The organism is Pseudomonas sp. Root562 (genome assembly GCF_001427125.1).
Classification (GTDB): Bacteria; Pseudomonadota; Gammaproteobacteria; order Pseudomonadales; family Pseudomonadaceae; genus Aquipseudomonas.
The window spans coordinates 72,870-88,345 of the sequence record NZ_LMGK01000008.1; the positions used below are offsets into that span (position 1 = coordinate 72,870).

The 15,476-nt window shown below is 59.0% G+C and carries 17 protein-coding genes; 7 read left to right on the plus strand and 10 right to left on the minus strand.

The annotated features are described in order from the left end of the window. Together ASD60_RS08840 and ASD60_RS08845 are read right to left on the minus strand one after the other, a co-directional pair. Complete coding sequence (locus ASD60_RS08840; protein ID WP_056853644.1) at positions 1 to 1,308, minus strand: CynX/NimT family MFS transporter; 1,308 nt, start codon at positions 1,306 to 1,308, stop codon at positions 1 to 3. Next, the gene (locus ASD60_RS08845) at positions 1,298 to 1,957 is read right to left on the minus strand and encodes a FadR/GntR family transcriptional regulator (RefSeq protein ID WP_056853645.1); all 660 of its coding nucleotides are present in this window, start codon (positions 1,955 to 1,957) and stop codon (positions 1,298 to 1,300) included. The genes ASD60_RS08840 and ASD60_RS08845 overlap by 11 nt, the downstream gene beginning before the upstream one ends. Positions 1,958 to 2,113: 156 nt before the next feature. On the opposite strand from ASD60_RS08845, the gene ASD60_RS08850 reads away from it, so the two are divergent. Further along, positions 2,114 to 2,425, plus strand: a complete 312-nt coding sequence (locus ASD60_RS08850; RefSeq protein WP_056853646.1) for a type II toxin-antitoxin system MqsR family toxin — start codon at positions 2,114 to 2,116, stop codon at positions 2,423 to 2,425. Continuing rightward, positions 2,422 to 2,904, plus strand: a complete 483-nt coding sequence (locus ASD60_RS08855; RefSeq protein ID WP_056853647.1) for a type II toxin-antitoxin system MqsA family antitoxin — start codon at positions 2,422 to 2,424, stop codon at positions 2,902 to 2,904. Before ASD60_RS08850 ends, ASD60_RS08855 begins: the two co-directional genes overlap by 4 nt. 64 nt (positions 2,905 to 2,968) lie before the next feature. Here the strand turns inward: ASD60_RS08855 and ASD60_RS08860 are convergent, their stop codons facing one another. The 4 genes from ASD60_RS08860 to ASD60_RS08875 form a co-directional block, all read right to left on the minus strand. Beyond that, on the minus strand, positions 2,969 to 3,733 hold the full coding sequence (locus ASD60_RS08860; protein WP_003178331.1) for an amino acid ABC transporter ATP-binding protein: 765 nt from the start codon (positions 3,731 to 3,733) through the stop codon (positions 2,969 to 2,971). 28 nt (positions 3,734 to 3,761) lie between these two features. Beyond that, a complete protein-coding gene (locus ASD60_RS08865) occupies positions 3,762 to 4,859 on the minus strand; it encodes an amino acid ABC transporter permease (RefSeq protein WP_056853648.1) in 1,098 nt (365 codons plus the stop codon). 10 nt (positions 4,860 to 4,869) lie between these two features. Continuing rightward, positions 4,870 to 6,051, minus strand: a complete 1,182-nt coding sequence (locus tag ASD60_RS08870; protein WP_056853649.1) for an amino acid ABC transporter permease — start codon at positions 6,049 to 6,051, stop codon at positions 4,870 to 4,872. A gap of 65 nt (positions 6,052 to 6,116) precedes the next feature. Beyond that, a complete protein-coding gene (locus ASD60_RS08875; RefSeq protein WP_056853650.1) occupies positions 6,117 to 7,148 on the minus strand; it encodes an amino acid ABC transporter substrate-binding protein in 1,032 nt (343 codons plus the stop codon). 468 nt (positions 7,149 to 7,616) lie between these two features. Here ASD60_RS08875 and ASD60_RS08880 point away from each other — a divergent pair, with 468 nt between their 5' ends. The 5 genes from ASD60_RS08880 to ASD60_RS08900 all read left to right on the plus strand — a co-directional run bounded on the left by ASD60_RS08880 (position 7,617) and on the right by ASD60_RS08900 (position 12,912). After that, positions 7,617 to 8,273 carry an alpha/beta hydrolase gene (locus tag ASD60_RS08880; RefSeq protein WP_056853651.1) on the plus strand — a complete coding sequence of 219 codons (657 nt, stop codon included), beginning with the start codon at positions 7,617 to 7,619 and terminating at the stop codon, positions 8,271 to 8,273. Positions 8,274 to 8,382: 109 nt separating this feature from the next. Next, positions 8,383 to 9,870 (plus strand): ATP-dependent RNA helicase RhlB, encoded by a 1,488-nt coding sequence (gene rhlB, locus ASD60_RS08885; protein ID WP_056853652.1) that lies wholly within the window; start codon positions 8,383 to 8,385, stop codon positions 9,868 to 9,870. Between the two features lie 136 nt (positions 9,871 to 10,006). After that, positions 10,007 to 10,960 carry an ornithine cyclodeaminase family protein gene (locus tag ASD60_RS08890; protein ID WP_056853653.1) on the plus strand — a complete coding sequence of 318 codons (954 nt, stop codon included), beginning with the start codon at positions 10,007 to 10,009 and terminating at the stop codon, positions 10,958 to 10,960. Between the two features lie 74 nt (positions 10,961 to 11,034). After that, positions 11,035 to 12,162, plus strand: a complete 1,128-nt coding sequence (locus tag ASD60_RS08895) for an NAD(P)/FAD-dependent oxidoreductase (RefSeq protein WP_056853654.1) — start codon at positions 11,035 to 11,037, stop codon at positions 12,160 to 12,162. Positions 12,163 to 12,270: 108 nt separating this feature from the next. Then, positions 12,271 to 12,912, plus strand: a complete 642-nt coding sequence (locus ASD60_RS08900) for a helix-turn-helix transcriptional regulator (protein ID WP_056853655.1) — start codon at positions 12,271 to 12,273, stop codon at positions 12,910 to 12,912. A gap of 107 nt (positions 12,913 to 13,019) precedes the next feature. Here the strand turns inward: ASD60_RS08900 and ASD60_RS08905 are convergent, their stop codons facing one another. From ASD60_RS08905 to moaC, 4 genes are all read right to left on the minus strand, one after another. Further along, positions 13,020 to 13,796: an ABC transporter substrate-binding protein gene (locus ASD60_RS08905; protein WP_056853656.1), complete on the minus strand. Its 777-nt coding sequence runs from the start codon at positions 13,794 to 13,796 to the stop codon at positions 13,020 to 13,022. Between the two features lie 297 nt (positions 13,797 to 14,093). Then, complete coding sequence (gene moaE / locus ASD60_RS08910; RefSeq protein ID WP_056853657.1) at positions 14,094 to 14,546, minus strand: molybdopterin synthase catalytic subunit MoaE; 453 nt, start codon at positions 14,544 to 14,546, stop codon at positions 14,094 to 14,096. A gap of 3 nt (positions 14,547 to 14,549) precedes the next feature. Beyond that, entirely contained in the window at positions 14,550 to 14,792 is a 243-nt protein-coding gene (locus tag ASD60_RS08915) for a MoaD/ThiS family protein (RefSeq protein WP_056853658.1), read from the minus strand. Continuing rightward, the gene (gene moaC / locus ASD60_RS08920) at positions 14,789 to 15,262 is read right to left on the minus strand and encodes a cyclic pyranopterin monophosphate synthase MoaC (RefSeq protein ID WP_008060536.1); all 474 of its coding nucleotides are present in this window, start codon (positions 15,260 to 15,262) and stop codon (positions 14,789 to 14,791) included. The genes ASD60_RS08915 and moaC overlap by 4 nt, the downstream gene beginning before the upstream one ends. Positions 15,263 to 15,476: the final 214 nt, after the last annotated feature.

Here is a 15,476-nt window from a genome sequence, read left to right on the forward strand (position 1 = left end):
TCAGACTTTTTCGCTGAGCACCTGGACATACAGTGAACGCCCGGCGCCCAGGCCGGCAATGATGGCGCCGAGGCCGATCACCCCAAAGATCCAGCCCACGGCGGTCCAGCCACCGGTCCAGTCATGCACGATGCCGACTGCGAATGGGCCCATGGATGCCAAGGTGTAACCGAACCCCTGGGCCATGCTCGACAGGTTCGCCGCCACATGGGCATCGCGCGAGCGCAGCACGATCAGGGTCAGCGCCAGGCTGAACGTGGCGCCCTGCCCCAGCCCCAGCACAATCGCCCAGCCCCACAAGCCTTCGAGCGGCGCGTACAGGCAACCGAACAGGCCGCCGAGGGTCAGCACCATCACGATCACGATGGCCAGGCGCTGATCCTTGCCGCGAGTCGCCAGCCATGGTGCGGCGAGGGAACTGACCAGTTGCACGATCACCGAACCCGACAACACCAGCCCTGCCTGGGTCGGCGTCAGCCCGCGACCGATCAGGATCGATGGCAACCAGCCGAACACGATGTAAGCCAGTGACGATTGCAGGCCCATGTACAAGGTCACTTGCCAGGCCAGCGGGTCGCGCAGCAAACCGCGAACTCGGTAAGCGACATGATGCGCGCCGTGCTTTTGACCCACTTGCGGTAACCAGAAAAGGGCCGCGACCAGGGCCGGGATCACCCAGAAACCAAGGCCCATGGCCCAGCTTTGGTCGAAATGCTCGCTCAACGGCACGGTCGCCCCCGCTGCCATCGCCGCCCCCAGGCACAGGGCCATGGTGTAGACACCGGTCATGGTGCCGGCCTGCCTCGGGAAATCACGCTTGACGATGCCCGGCAGCAAAACGCCGATCACACCGATGCTGGCACCGGCCAACACGCTGCCGGCAAACAAACCGATTTCGCCAAAAGAGCTGCGCACGATGATGCCGCCAGCGAGGGTCAGCAAAATGCCCAGCACCACCCGCTCGGCACCGAAGCTACGCGCCAGCACCGGCGCCAACGGCGCAAACAGACCGAGGCAAAGCACCGGCAACGTAGTCAGCAAACCAGCTTGGGAGGCCGAAAGACCGAGTGACTTCGACACGTCACTGAGCATCGGCGCCATGCTCGACAACGCGGGGCGCAGGTTCAGCGCCACCAGAATCAACCCCAGCAGCAACAGCCAGGGCCGACGCAGGACCGGATGCGTTTGCTGGACCTGCTCGTCATCGGCCTCGGCATCGATCAGCAACTCTTCGAGCTCCGCCGTGCGCTTGGATTGCGTGATGTTGCTGTGATCGCTGGACATGCGGTTCTCGGTTTCAAGGTTCATTGATCAACTGCCTCGACAGCGCTTTGGCGCGTTCCGGGTCGCGTTGTTCGACGGCATCGAGCAGTGCGATGTGCAGGTCGAACACTTCCTGGCGTCGGGGCGTGATGTTCAGACAGTGGCGCAACTGCGCGCCGACGACGCTGGAGAAATAGCGATACAACTCGCTGAGCGTGGGGTTGTGCGCCGCATCCACCAGGCGACGATGGAACACCAGGTCGCAGGCAATGTAGGTGTCGAGGTCGCCGTGATAGTGGCTGCCGCTGACACCCAGCGCTTCGCGCAACGCCACCAGGTCTTCATCGGTTCGGCGCAGTGCCGCCAGCCCGATGGCCTCGACTTCGAGGATGTGCCGGGTTTCGCGGGCCTGTTCCCGCGAACAACTGGACAACGCCTTCAAGGTGTCCAGCGGATCAACCACCGCCCGTAGATAACTACCGTCGCCCTGGCGGATTTCTATCAACCCGGAAAACGCCAGCACGCGCATGGCTTCACGCACCGTGTTGCGGCTGATGCCCAGTTCTGCCGACAGCTCGGGTTCGGTGGGCAAGCGTTGGCCGACCGTCCAGACACCTTGGGTGATGCGCAGACGCAACTGGTCCAGGGCTTGGTCGACCAGGGATCGTTTAACTAATGGAGAAATGTCAGACATAGGGCTCACCTTTTCATCCAATCATAGGATGAATTTTCTGACATCTTAGTCAGCTACGTGTAGGACGGCAACCGCCTAGGGTCAGAGAGAGGAAATGCAGCGGGATTTTCGATTAGTCAAAATTACCCTTTAAGGGTAATTTCAGGGCAGGGTCTTATGGAAAAGAACACACCCCATTACAACCTGGTGGTGATCAAGGAGGATGTCAGGCGGCTCGGGAAAAACGCGTTTACCAAGACTGCACGAAAAAACGGCAGAGACCTGGGCTTTAGCATCAGGGAAATGCAGGAAGTCGTTTTCGAATTGCATAGCAAGATGTTGTACAAATCAATGACTACCTATGACGATCATCGGGTTTGGCAAGACGTGTACCACATCACTTCGCTCGATCTGGAGATTTACATCAAGGTCACTTACTGCTCGGGCAGTGAACCTCCGGTGATCTCCTTCAAGGAGAAAAACCCATGAATACAAAACAATGCTTCAGCTGCGGCGCGAGTGAGGGAATGAGGCACTTCGAAGGTCGCGGCGAAACCATGAGCGTCAAGGGAATGGAGCGCCGGGTCGACGATTTATCCGGATGGGAGTGCCAGGCGTGCGCAGAAGTCATACTCGACCCCGGTTGCTCGGAGCGCTATTCAGATGCGTGCGACGAACTGGTCATCGCCGGCAGACAAATGATCGGCAACGAGATGAAGCGCATCCGCCGCAATCTGCATCTCTCCCAAAAAGAAGCGGTACTTCTGCTGTCCGGCGGCGGACACAATGCATTTTCCCGCTACGAGCGTGGAGAAGTACTTCCACCGAAAGCGTTAATGCTGCTGATGCGCTTGCTTGATCGCTATCCGCACTTGCTCGCCGATGCGAAAACCCTGGGTGAAGGAGCGGACTTGAGGGGTTTCAAGGATACAGTGCACAAGGAACATGAAACGCTCACTGCGTCCTGAGCACTAGAACCACAAAAAACAAACCCGGCGCGAGGCCGGGTTTGTTTTATCAGTCAGCCTGCCATCAATGCAGAATCTGGCTCAGGAACAGCTTGGTCCGATCATTCTGCGGGTTATCGAAGAAGTCGTTCGGTGCTGCCTGTTCGACGATCTCCCCCTTGTCCATGAAGATCACGCGGTTGGCCACGGTACGGGCAAAGCCCATTTCGTGGGTCACGCAGAGCATGGTCATGCCGTCTTCGGCGAGGCCGATCATGGTGTCGAGTACCTCTTTCACCATTTCCGGATCGAGTGCCGACGTCGGTTCGTCGAACAGCATGATTTTCGGCTTCATGCACAGCGCGCGGGCGATCGCCACACGCTGTTGCTGGCCGCCGGACAGTTGCCCCGGGTACTTGTGCGCCTGTTCCGGAATGCGTACGCGCTCCAGGTAATGCATGGCGATTTCCTCGGCCTTGCGCTTGGGCATCTTGCGTACCCACATTGGCGCCAGGGTGCAGTTCTGCAAAATGGTCAAATGCGGGAACAGGTTGAAGTGCTGGAACACCATGCCGACTTCACGGCGGATCGCTTCGATCTGCTTGAGGTCGTTGGTCAGCTCCACGCCATCGACCACGATGCGCCCCTGCTGGTGTTCTTCCAGGCGGTTGAGGCAGCGGATGGTGGTGGACTTGCCGGAACCCGACGGGCCGCACAGGACGATACGCTCGCCCTGCTTGACGTTGAGGTTGATGTCCTTGAGTACGTGAAACTGGCCGTACCATTTGTTCACGCCCTGCATCTGAATAATGCCTTCAGGGCTCACAGGCTGTTTGATTGCTTCGCTCATCACAAAACGTCCTAAATTGGGTAGCGCGTCAGCGCTTGTGGCCAGTGTCGAGCTTGCGTTCCAGATGCATGGAATAGCGCGACATACCAAAACAGAAAATCCAGAACACCAGGGCGGCGAACACGTAGCCTTCGGTGGCCATGCCCAGCCATTTCGGATCGGCAGCCGCTTGTTTGACGCTGTTGAGCAGGTCGAACAAGCCGATGATGATTACCAGGCTGGTGTCCTTGAACAGTGCAATGAACGTGTTGACGATGCCGGGGATTACCAGCTTCAAGGCTTGCGGCAGAATCACCAGACCCATGCTGCGCCAGTAACCCAGGCCCATCGCCGCGGCCGCTTCGTACTGCCCCTTGGGGATCGCTTGCAGGCCGCCGCGCACCACTTCGGCCACGTAGGCCGACTGGAACAGGATCACGCCGATCAACGCCCGCAGCAGTTTGTCGAAGTTCATGCCTTCAGGCAGGAACAGCGGCAGCATCACCGAGGACATGAACAGCACCGTGATCAACGGCACGCCGCGCCAGAACTCGATGAAGGTCACGCAGACCACCCGAATCGCCGGCATGTTCGAACGGCGGCCCAGCGCCAGGACAATCCCCAACGGCAGCGCACCGGCGATACCGACAGTGGCGATCACCAGGGTCAGCATCAGACCGCCCCACTGGCTGGTCGCCACCTGGGTCAGGCCGAAAACGCCACCGTGCAACAGGCACCAGGCAATGATCGGGTACAGCACCAAAAAGCTCAGGCCATACACCGCTTTACGCGGGAAGCGCGAGATGAACAGAGGCGCTACGCCAATCACCGCCAGCCACACGGTCAGGTCGACGCGCCAGCGCAGATCCGTCGGATAGTAGCCGTACATGAACTGGCCGAAACGCTGCTGGATGAACACCCAGCAGGCGCCCTCCTTGGTGCAGTCGGCCTGGCTGGTGCCTACCCAGTTGGCGTCGATGATGGCCCACTGCAGAATCGGCGGAACCACCAGGTAGATCAGGTAGAACGCGAACAGGGTCAGCAAGGTGTTGAGCCAGCTGGAGAACATGTTTGCGCGCATCCACGCCACTACACCGATGCTGCTGCTCGGTGGTGGCATGTCAGGTTTGAAAGTATGAGTACTCATGCGCTTTTCCTTACCGCTCGATCAGCGCAATGCGCTTGTTGTACCAGTTCATCAGCAGGGAAATGCTGATACTGATCGCCAGGTACACGCTCATGGTGATGGCAATCACCTCGATTGCCTGACCGGTCTGGTTCAGCACCGTACCGGCAAACAGCGAGACCATTTCCGGATAGCCGATACCGGCCGCCAGCGAGGAGTTCTTCGCCAGGTTCAGGTATTGGCTGGTCAGCGGTGGAATGATCACGCGCAGGGCTTGCGGAATGATCACCTTGCGCAGGGTCGGACCGTTGCGCAGGCCGAGGGAATGCGCCGCTTCGGTCTGGCCGTGGCTGACCGACTTGATGCCCGAGCGCACGATCTCGGCGATGAACGCCGCGGTGTACACGGTCAGGGCCAGGGTCAAGGCCAGCAGTTCCGGGATCAGCACCCAGCCACCGACGAAGTTGAAGCCCTTGAGCTGCGGCATTTCCCAGTGCACCGGTGCGCCGACAATCAATGCGCACAGCGCCGGAATCACCAGGAACAGCGCCAGGCCGACCCAGAATTTGTGGAACGGCACGCCGGTGGCTTCGAAGCGTTTGTTGGCCCAGCGGCACATCAGCACGATGGCGACGATGGCCACCACGACGCTGACCACAAACGGCCAGAAACCGTCGGCCATCAGCGCGGCCGGCATGTTCAGGCCGCGACTGCTGACGAAGAAGGTATCGCCGAAGTTATGGCTGTTGCGCGGTCCCGGCATGGTCAGGAATACCGCGAAGTACCAGAACAGGATCTGCAGCAGCGGCGGAATGTTACGGAAGACTTCCACGTATACCGTCGCCACTTTGGCGATGATCCAGTTCTTCGACAGCCGCGCCACACCGACGATGAAGCCGAGGATGGTTGCCAGAATCACGCCGATGAAAGTCACCAGCAATGTGTTGAGCAGGCCGATGACAAACACCCGGGCGTAACTGTCCGCTTCGGTGTAGTCGATCAGGTGTTGAGCGATGCCGAAACCGGCACTGCGCTCCAGAAAGTCGAAACCGGAGGTGATGCCCCGGTGTTGCAGGTTGGTCTGGGTGTTATCGAACAGATACCAGCCCAGCGAGACCACCGCGATAATCGTGATGATCTGGAATACCCACGCACGCACTCGTGGATCGCTGAGGCTGAGCCTCTGCTTTGGTGCGCCGATTGAATTTTGCATGAAGTGCCCCGGAAATAATGGAACAGAACATCACCCGGTGGTTGGCCCACCGGGTGATAGAACCATCAGCGCACTGGTGGTGCGTATTGAATGCCGCCAGCGTTCCACAGAGCGTTCAGCCCGCGGTCGATTTCCAGCGGAGTGCTCTTGCCGAGGTTTTTCTCGAACACTTCACCGTAGTTGCCGACTTGCTTGACGATTTGTACGACCCAGTCTTTCTTCACTTTCAGGTCTTTGCCGTACTCACCGTCGGTACCCAGCAGACGAGCAACGTCCGGGTTCTTGGTGCCCTTGGCTTCGGCTTCGACGTTTTTCGACGTCACGCCCGCTTCTTCGGCGTTGAGCATGGCGTAGCCAACCCAGCGCACGATGGCCAGCCACTCGTCGTCACCGTTACGCACGACCGGGCCCAGAGGTTCTTTGGAAATGGTTTCCGGCAGAACCACGTAGTCTTTCGGCGAAGCCAGCTTGCTGCGCTGGGCGAACAGTTGGGACTTGTCGGAGGTCAGCACGTCGCAACGACCGGATTCCAGCGACTTGGCGCTTTCGTCGGAGGTGTCGAAAGTGATCGGGGTGTATTTCAGACCGTTACCGCGGAAGTAGTCGGAAACGTTCAGTTCGGTAGTGGTGCCGGCCTGGATGCAGATGGTCGCGCCATCCAGCTCTTTAGCGCTCTTGACGCCCAGCTTGTTGTTTACCAGGAAGCCGATGCCGTCGTAGTAAGTGATGAAGCCCGGGAATTTCAGACCCATGCCTGCGTCACGGGAGCTGGTCATGGTGGTGTTGCGCGACAGAATGTCGATTTCGCCGGACTGCAGCGCGGTGAAGCGTTCTTTGGCGTTCAACTGACTGAACTTGACCTTGGTCGCGTCGCCGAATACCGCAGCGGCCACGGCACGGCAGTAGTCAGCATCGATACCGACGATCTTGCCGGTGGCGTCTGGAACCGAGAAACCAGGCAGGCCATCGCTGACGCCGCACTGTACAAAACCTTTCTTCTGCACTGCATCCAGGGTCGCGCCCGCCTGAGCGAACCCACTGACGCCGAGTACTGCGGCTGCAGTCACGACTGCCAGGGTGGATTTCAACATCTTCATTCAAACCTCCAGTTTTGCTCTTGTTGTGTCGGAGCGTGAGTCCTGTCGCACCCTTTTGAGGCGTTGTTGACCCGTGTTGGTTTTTTTTAGGGTCAACCGACGTAGGACCGTAGCCATGAGTCTAGTAGGAGAAAATCCACATCATGGACAACTCACTTCTCACCAATCGGCCGAACGGGCTGTAGCCCTTTCACGTTCGCGAAGCCCGTAGCGGCCACTGGCGAACATCCATTACCGGATTTTTTGCTATCCCACTGCCAACAATGGCCTGATAGTGTTACCGACAGTTGTGGGATTCTTCATACGCGCTTCCCTATAGCAAAGCCCGTACCACACCGCCCGCTTAAGCGGTTAAGCGACAGGTCAATAGCAAAACTTGTAACCTTGCGACATCTTCGTAACTGATCAACCAGACGCGCACTCACCCCTCGCACTGAATGAGAGCGCACGCACAATATTGGAGCAAACATGACCGAGCCCTTGATCCTAGAACCCGTCAAGCCCGCAGACGCCTGCGTGATCTGGCTCCACGGCCTGGGCGCCGATCGCTATGACTTCCTGCCCGTGGCTGAAGCCCTGCAGGAAACCTTGTTGAGCACACGCTTCGTTCTGCCTCAGGCGCCAACCTGTGCGGTCACCATCAATGGTGGCTACGAGATGCCCAGCTGGTACGACATATTGGCCATGAGTCCGGCTCGCGCGATCAACCGTGAGCAGCTGGAAGAGTCCGCACAAAAAATCATTAAGTTGATCGACACGCAGCGAGCCATCGGAATAGACGCCTCGCGCATTTTCCTGGCAGGTTTCTCCCAAGGTGGCGCGGTGGTCTTGCACACCGCTTTCCTGAAATGGCAGGGACCGTTGGGTGGCGTACTAGCCCTCTCCACTTATGCCCCGACCTTCAGTGACGAACTGGAGCTGTCCGCCAGTCAGCAGCGTATTCCGGTGCTGTGCTTGCATGGCCAGTACGACGATGTAGTGCAAAACTCGATGGGCCGCAGCGCCTACGAGCATTTGAAGCAGCGTGGTGTCACCGTGACATGGCAGGAATACCCAATGGGCCACGAAGTGTTACCCGAAGAGATCCGCGACCTTGGCGTCTGGCTTGCCGAACGCTTGCGTTGAGCATTCCTGCGATTTTTTTGCTTAAAACAGCCCTTTGATCCATCCCACTACGCCGCGCCCGTTTCTTGCATTACACTGGCCGGCGTACATTCCTTAACCAATTGATGAGATGACCGTGCTCAAAGCACTCAAGAAAATGTTCGGTAAAAGCGAGACTGAGCAACTCGCGCCAGTCCCCAGCGCTCCGTCTCACACTCCCGGCCACCGCACCGACGGTAAACAGCCTGGCCGGACCGCCCCTGTAGCGGCACCGAAACACGAGCCCAAGAGCGCGTCGGCCGCCGAGCCTGTTGCGCAAACCGCCGCCGAGCAACCGCGCAGCGAAACCCCGAAACCCGTTAAACCCCGCCGTGAACCGAAGCCAAAAGCCCCGGTCATTCCCTGGAAACTCGAAGATTTCGTCGTCGAACCCCAGGAAGGCAAAACCCGCTTCCACGATTTCAAACTCGCTCCTGAACTGATGCACGCCATTCAGGACCTGGGCTTCCCGTATTGCACCCCGATCCAGGCGCAAGTACTGGGTTTCACCCTCGCTGGTAAAGACGCCATCGGCCGGGCGCAAACCGGTACCGGTAAAACCGCGGCGTTCCTGATTTCGATCATCACCCAGCTGCTGCAAACCCCTCCGCCGAAAGAGCGCTACATGGGTGAACCGCGGGCCTTGATCATCGCCCCGACCCGCGAACTGGTCGTCCAGATCGCCAAGGACGCTGCCGACCTGACCAAGTACACCGGGCTCAATGTCATGACGTTCGTCGGCGGCATGGACTTCGACAAGCAGCTCAAGCACCTCGAAGCCCGCCACTGCGACATTCTGGTGGCCACTCCCGGCCGTCTGCTGGACTTCAACCAGCGTGGCGACGTGCACCTGGACATGGTCGAAGTGATGGTGCTCGACGAAGCCGACCGCATGCTCGACATGGGCTTCATCCCGCAAGTGCGCCAGATCATTCGCCAGACGCCGCCAAAAGCCGAGCGTCAGACGCTGCTGTTCTCCGCGACCTTCACTGAAGACGTGATGAACCTGGCCAAGCAATGGACCACTGATCCTGCGATCGTCGAAATCGAAGTCACCAACGTGGCCAGCGAAAACGTCGAGCAGCACATCTACGCCGTGGCCGGTGCCGACAAATACAAACTGCTCTACAACCTGGTCAACGACAACGGTTGGGAACGGGTAATCGTATTTGCCAACCGCAAGGATGAAGTGCGGCGCATTGAGGAACGCCTGGTGCGCGATGGCATCAACGCTGCGCAACTGTCCGGCGATGTGCCGCAACACAAGCGCATCAAGACTCTGGAAGGCTTCCGCGAAGGCAAGATCCGCGTACTGGTTGCTACCGATGTTGCCGGTCGCGGTATTCACATCGACGGCATCAGCCACGTGATCAACTTCACCCTGCCGGAAGTCCCGGACGACTACGTGCACCGCATCGGTCGTACCGGTCGCGCCGGTGCTGATGGGGTGTCCATCAGCTTTGCCGGTGAAGATGACTCCTACCAGCTACCGTCCATCGAGGCGCTGCTGGGCAAGAAAATCAGCTGTGAAACACCACCGACGCATCTGTTGCGGGCGGTTGAGCGCAAGCGTCCGTAACGGACAACGTGCAAAAAAGGCGCAGCCGGAAACGGACTGCGCTTTTTTTTCGTCCGGCTTTTTCGACAGGGCTTGCTCGTTAAAACAAAAAGTCCATAATAGACAAATTAGTTTATTTCCATGTCCGGAGCCGCCCATGTCCAGTACGCCTCATGTGATCACCCAAGCCCAGGCTCGCGATTTGCTGACACAGATCGACGTGCCGCAGATCATGCGCAAACTGTTTCGCGACCTGGCCGCCGGACAAGCCGTGCAACCGGCGCAGCATCTTGTGGAGTTTCCGAATGGCGCGGGCGACTTCATCAACTACTTGGGCGTGCTGGCGCAAGACGGTGTTTACGGCGTCAAGACGTCGCCCTACATCGTGCGCGAACAGGGTCCGCTGGTGACCGCCTGGACCCTGCTGATGTCGATGCAGACCGGTCAGCCGCTGCTGTTGTGTGATGCCGGCGAACTGACGACGGCGCGCACCGCCGCGACTACCGTGGTGGCGGTCGATGCACTTGCACCTTTGAACGTGACTCGCCTGGCGATCATCGGCAGCGGCAAGGTTGCTCAAGCGCACCTGCATTACGCGAAAAACCTGCGCGACTGGCAGAGTATCAGCCTCTACTCGCCAGGCCTGAGCGAAGATGCGCAAACCATGAGCCAGCTCAAGAGCATCGAACCTCGCCTGAACATCGTCGACAGCCGCGAAACGGCTATCCAGGACGCGGATGTGATCATGCTCTGCACCTCATCGGCCGGCCCGGTGATCGACCCGTCAAACCTGAACAAACCGGCGCTGATCACCTCGATCAGCACCAATGCTCCTCGTGCCCACGAAGTGCCACCACAGAGCCTCAATGACATGCGGGTGTTCTGTGACTATCGCCTGACCACCCCAGGCTCGGCCGGTGAAATGCTGATCGCCGGCGAGCAGCATGGCTGGGACAAAAACGCGATCGTCGGCGACCTGGCGGATCTGCTCAGCGAGAAGGTGGCGCGTCCCGTTTACGACCGTCACGTGTTCTTCCGCTCGATTGGCCTGGGCCTTGAAGACATTGCGCTGGCCAATGCCATTTACCGTCTCACCCCTGACATCAGATAAACCCGTAGGAGCAAGCTTTGCTCCTACAGGAGTTTTCAACCATTTCGGCAATTGCGCCCCTACAGGAGACGTTCATGAGCCAGGCAGACTTCATCATCATCGGCGGCGGAATTGCCGGCGCCTCCACGGGCTTCTGGCTGTCGCAGCACGGGCGAGTGGTGGTACTCGAGCGTGAATCCCATCCGGCCTATCACTCCACCGGACGTTCCGCTGCGCTGTACACCGCGGCTTACGGCACCCCACAGGTTCGTGCATTGACCCAGGCCAGCCGGGATTTTTTCGACAACCCGCCCAGCGGTTTCTGCGAGCACCCGCTGCTGACGCCGCGCGGTGAAATGACCGTGGACTTCACCGGTGATCCGGCCGAATTGAACAATCAATACCTGAGCGCCAAGGCTACGGTCCCGGAGATGCAATTGCTCAGCGCCGAGGAGGCCTGTGTGCGCCTGCCGATCCTGCGCCGGGAAAAAGTCCACGGCGCCATCTACGACCCGACCGCCAGCGACATCGACACCGACGCCCTGCATCAGGGTTACTTGCGTGGCATCCGTCGCAACAACGGCGAAGTGCACACCGACACTGAAGTGCTCGGCCTGAGCCGTGATGCCGACGGTGCCTGGCAGGTGCAAACCAACAGCCAGACTTTCAGCGCTCCCATCATCATCAATGCTGCGGGCGCGTGGGCCGACAAGATCGGCACGCTAGCCGGTGCACAACCACTGGGCCTGCAACCGAAACGCCGGGCCGCGTTCATTTTCGCTGGCCCCGAGGGTGTGGATATCCATCATTGGCCGATGCTGGTCAGCCTCGACGAGTCCTTCTATATGAAACCCGACGCCGGGATGTTCCTCGGCTCGCCGGCCAACGCCGACCCGGTTGAACCCCACGACGTGCAGCCTGAAGAGCTGGACATCGCCATGGGCATCTACCAGATCGAAGAAGCCACCACCCTGACGATCCGCCGCCCGACCCGCACCTGGGCCGGCCTGCGCAGCTTCGTCAGTGATGGCGACTTGCTCTCGGGTTTCGATCCGCAGGTGCCGGGGCTGTTCTGGGTGGCGGCTCAAGGGGGTTATGGCATCCAGACCTCACCCGCGATGGGTCAGGCCAGTGCCGCGCTGGTCCGTGGTGAAGCCCTGCCCGAACAACTGACCCGCTTCGGTCTGAGCGCCGAAATGCTCTCCCTCGCTCGTCTGGGTTGATTCACCACCTCAGGTGACGCGCCGACATGATTGCGGCACACTTTCAGAGCCCCGTATTGCGGGGCGCTGAAGTTGCCCGGAGTTCTACTGTATGAAGAGCCGCACCCCATGAACGCCCCAGAAAATGACCCGGCCCTGAACGACTCGTCCCTGGATAACTTCCATGCGATCGCCGATGCCATCGCCACGTTGTTCTTTCCCCATGCCGAGGTGGTGCTGCACGACCTGCGCACGCAAAAGGTCGACTACATCGCCAACAACCTGTCGAAACGGGAAATCGGCGACGACTCCGCACTGGAGGACATGCTCAGCGACGACGTCAGCGAACGAAACATCGGGCCGTACGAAAAGCTGAATTGGGATGGACAGAAGATTCGCAGTCTCAGCACCGTACTGCGCGACAGCGAAGGTCACCCGCTGGCCGTGCTGTGCATCAACCTGAATATTTCGCTGTTCGAAAACGCCAAGGCCGCGCTGGACCTGTTCCTGTCGCCGACCAAGCTGATCCCGCAACCGGACTCACTGTTCCGCGATGACTGGCAGGAACGGATCAACACCTTCCTCCACGCCTGGCTGCGCGAGCGCCAGCTGAGCCTGAACCTGCTGACCCGCGACCACAAACGCGAACTGGTGCTGGCCCTGCATGCCGAAGGTGCCTTCAAGGGCAAGAGCTCGTCGAACTATGTCGCCAATGTGCTGAACATGGGACGGGCGACGGTGTACAAGCATTTGAAGGAATTGAAGGGCTGAAGATTTGCAGGGATTGATCTGGCCCCATCGCCAGCAGGCTGGCTCCCACATGGATGTGCGGTGTACACAAAACCTGTGGGAGCCAGCCTGCTGGCGATGGCGGTAGATCAGTCGCCGTAGATATCGGATTTGAAGTACTTCTCGGAAATTTTCTGATACTCGCCATTCGCCCGAATACCGTCGATGGCTGTATTCAGTTGGCTAACCAGTTCGGTATTGCCCTTGCGCACTGCAATCCCCGCGCCCTCGCCCACGTATTTCGGGTCTTTCAGCTCTGGCCCGACAAACGCATAGCCCTTGCCGCGCGGCATCATCAGGAAGTCATTGAGTGGAATGGTATCGGCAAAAATCGCATCGAGACGACCGGCCGCCAGGTCCATGTAGATCTCTTCGTTGTTGCCGTAACGCTTGACGTTGATGCCCTTGGGTTCAAACACCTCGGTGGCATAACGGTCCGTGGTGGTGGCGCGCTGCACTCCGACGGTCTTGCCCTTGAGGCTGGCGTACTGGTCGTCCACCACCGCACCTTCTTTCATCACCAGACGCGATGAAGTGAAGTAGTACTTGTGGGTGAAATCGACTGACTTCTTGCGATCTTCGTTGATGGTCATGGACGACAGGGCCATGTCGATTTTCTTCACTTTCAGGGAAGGAATCAGACCGTCGAACTCGCCTTCGACCCACACACACTTGACCTTCATCTGCGCACACAGGGCGTTGCCGATGTCGTAGTCAAAACCCACAATCTCGCCTTTTTCGGTTTTCGAAGCGAACGGTGGATATGCCGCTTCGATACCGATGCGCAAGGTTTTCTCGGCGGCAAATACAGAGCTGCACGCCAACAGGCTCAGGGCCAGACCGGTGATGAGGGGGAATTTCTTCATGTTCGTTCTCTCGCGGGTTGTTGTTGGTTTGGCAAGACAGAAGAAAGAGCAGAAACGGGGCAAAGCCTTTTTTGTACTTATAATTCCATACTGGACTTTTATGTATAAATCGTCAATCGGACAAATGCAGCCCGTGCCGGCCGGTGGTCGGGTGGTAAATAGATGAGTCGTTGGCGATGCAGATGGCCCCTTCACGGGCAAGCCTCGCTCCTACAGGTTTCGCGTCATGATGGGACGGCGCTAAACTTTTAGGAGCAAGGCTTGCCCGCGATGACTGACTGAAGGACGCTACAGCAATTACTGCTTCCAGCGATCCGCCGCAGCATGATCGCTGTCACGCCCTTCCACCCAGCGCGGTCCGTCGCTGGTATTTTCCTTCTTCCAGAACGGCGCGCGGGTTTTCAGGTAGTCCATGACAAAGGCGCAGGCATCGAACGCCGCCTGACGGTGGGCGCTGGCGGCGCCAACGAAGACGATCGGCTCACCCGGTTCCAACGCGCCGATGCGGTGCAACACTTGCAGCTTGAGCAACGGCCAACGCTGCTCGGCTTCGAGGGCGATCTTGCCGAGGGCTTTTTCGGTCATGCCAGGATAGTGTTCGAGGAACATCCCGGCCACATCGAGGCCATCATTGAAGTCGCGAACGTAACCGACAAAGCTCACCACCGCGCCGACGCCGACATTCGCATCGTGCATGGCGTTGACTTCAGCGCCGGGATCAAACGCCGTGGATTGCACACGAATGGCCAAGATTCAACCTCCGGTCACGGTCGGAAAAAACGCCACTTCGTCGCCGTCGCTGACCGGTTCGTCGAGTTGGCAAAGGTCTTCATTGCGCGCGCACATCAGATTCTGCTCGCGGAGCACCTCGGCGCCGTCGCGCTGGGCCAACAACACCCGCACGTCATCAACGGTGGCGAAGTTGCCCTCGACGTTTACCGCATCCACACCCAACGCTTCCCGATACCGGGCAAAAAACTTCACGGTGATATTCATGACGGGTCCGCCTGGAAATGCCCGCTCTTGCCGCCGACTTTTTCCAGCAAGCGTACGCTTTCAATGGTCATGCCGCGATCCACGGCCTTGCACATGTCGTAGATCGTCAGCGCCGCGACGCTGGCGGCGGTCAGGGCTTCCATTTCGACACCGGTCTGCCCGGACAATTTGCAGCGCGCGACAATTCGCACGCTGTCGTCACCTTCGGCACTGAGCTCGACTTTCACACCCGTGAGCATCAGCGGGTGGCACAGCGGAATCAAATCACTGGTTTTCTTCGCCGCCTGAATGCCGGCAATGCGCGCTACCGCAAATACATCACCCTTGGGGTGACCGCCACTGACGATCATTTGCAGGGTTTCGGGGAGCATGCGCACCAGCGCTTGGGCCGTCGCCTCACGGAACGTCACGGCTTTTTCAGTGACGTCGACCATGTTGGCGCGACCTTGGGAATCGAGATGAGTCAGCACGAAATTACTCCTGATCAGGAGCGTCGATTGTAAACCCGCGGGTCAATTTTCCGCACGCACGATTATCGGACGTCCCCCTGTAGGAGCGAGCCTGAACTGGTCAAGTAATCCCGGACACCGATTACGGTGTTTATGCCGCTTTTTGCTCCATGGCTATCGGCGACAGATAGTTGTTGTAGCTGTGGAGCCTGGTGCGGTTGTAGTACATGAAGAG